Origin of the sequence: Halorubrum sp. SS7 (assembly GCF_005435055.1) — an archaeon.
Taxonomy (GTDB): Archaea; Halobacteriota; Halobacteria; order Halobacteriales; family Haloferacaceae; genus Halorubrum; species Halorubrum salinarum.
This window is the reverse complement of the sequence record NZ_SGXV01000398.1, coordinates 1-371: the sequence shown is the minus strand read 5'-3', so window position 1 is coordinate 371 and position 371 is coordinate 1. Positions and strand designations below refer to the sequence as shown.

At 67.7% G+C, this 371-nt stretch carries 1 pseudogene; it reads right to left on the bottom strand.

The features are described from left to right. Nucleotides 1-66: 66 nt before the first annotated feature. Nucleotides 67-371, bottom strand: a pseudogene (locus EXE44_RS18560) (glycoside hydrolase family 68 protein); the annotation flags it as partial.

The following is a 371-nucleotide window of genomic DNA, read 5'->3' as shown; positions in this document are numbered from 1 at the left end:
CACGGAGTCTCAGTAGCCGCCCCGTCGGTCACCGACGACGGAAGCCGCAGGCTTCCGCCCTCGGGATCAGCGTGAGTACCCGCCGGTCTGGTGCCGGTCCATCCGGGAGTTCGGCCGGCCGTCGTAGCCGTCGTCGGAGCCGACGTCTTCGGGGGGCTGATACCCGTCAGTGTTCGGGAGGCCCTCTTCCGACGTGGGGATGTGCCAGTGAGCGAGCCGGCCGTGGATACGCGTCCGATCGCCCCCCACGTCGAGTCTGAGCGTCGGACTCAGCGTCCCGCCGAACAGGTGGCGCTGTTCCGATTCGGAGAGGTCCGCGATGCCGTCGAGCGAATCGCCGGCAAACTCGCGGTAGTTGTAGAAGCTCTGAA